We start from the raw sequence: 1210 nt of genomic DNA, 5'->3' as shown, positions 1-1210 counted from the left end.
ATTATACCCTAGCCGAGGTGAAAAGGCTAAGACAGAAAAGACATAGGGTGGATTTCGCAGGCATCGAACCTGCGAAACCCATCGCCATTCATCCCCTACCTAAGAGGAAGGAGTCTTCTGGCGAAACTGGGATAAAGAAACGGGACTGGCGCATGATGACATAGGCCTTCATGCGCCAGTCCCGTTTTTAAAGCAACCTCTCAGACCGCCTTCGGCGGCCAGCTCTCCTATGAGGAGAGCCTTTCATCAAATTTTTACTTCCGGGCAACCTGGACGGCGGCGATGAATTTCTTGGCCGTTTCTGTGATTTCATCGGCCGTCTTACCACCGCCGGTGAGGGCACCGCCGGCACCGACGGCGACACAGCCGACTTTGATCCAGTCACCGGCGTTTTCTACATTGACGCCACCGGTCGGCATGAGCGGAGCCTGCGGCAAAGGACCGTGGATGGCCTTGATGGCTTTCATGCCCAGGATTTCCCCAGGGAAAATCTTGACGACGTCGGCGCCGTATTCCAGGGCCGTAATGACGCCGTTGAGGGTCGTCGTCCCCGGCATGACAGCCACGCGGTAGCGGTTGCAGAGCTTGATCGTTTCTACGTCCAAAGCCGGCGATACGATGAACTGAGCGCCATCGAGGATGGCGATGCGGGCCGTAATGGCATCGAGGACCGTACCGGCGCCGATGAGGACGTCGGGATTGTCGGCATACTTCTTGGAAAGAGCCGTGATGACTTCATGAGCCCGCGGCGTCGTGAAAGCCAGTTCAATGGCCGTGACGCCGCCTTTGATGCAGGCTTCAGACATCATGATAGCTTCTTCCGGGCTGTTGCCGCGGACGACGGCGACGACACCAATTTCCTGAATCTTCTTGACAACATCTAATTTATCCATGATTGTTTCTCCTTTGTGTTCATAAATAATCGCAGGCCGCAGGTCGCAGGCCGCAGGTCGCAGGTCGCAGGCCGCAGCGGTCCTTTGGGCCCGCCATCGTAGGGGCGTCCACGTGGGGCGCCCGTTCCACACCGATCGGCCATGTCCTATTCACGGTTAACGGGGCCGTTTTGCACCAATCATGCGGATTGATGCAGGTGTCATTAACGCAGGTCGCAGGCCGCAGCGGTCCTTTGGGACCGCCATCGTAGGGGCGTCCACGTGGGGCGCCCGTTCCACACCGATCGGCCATGTCCTATTCGCGGTTAATGGGGCCG

General features: G+C 58.0%; 1 protein-coding gene. It reads right to left on the bottom strand.

Annotation, left to right across the window (positions count from 1 at the left end):
* Positions 1–254 precede the first annotated feature (254 nt).
* Positions 255–893, bottom strand: a complete 639-nt coding sequence (locus ACE418_RS11030; RefSeq protein WP_416450656.1) for a bifunctional 2-keto-4-hydroxyglutarate aldolase/2-keto-3-deoxy-6-phosphogluconate aldolase — start codon at positions 891–893, stop codon at positions 255–257.
* Positions 894–1210: the final 317 nt, after the last annotated feature.

The organism is Megasphaera jansseni (assembly GCF_047974155.1).
Taxonomy (GTDB): Bacteria; Bacillota; Negativicutes; order Veillonellales; family Megasphaeraceae; genus Megasphaera.
This window is presented reverse-complemented; position numbering and strand designations above follow the sequence as displayed.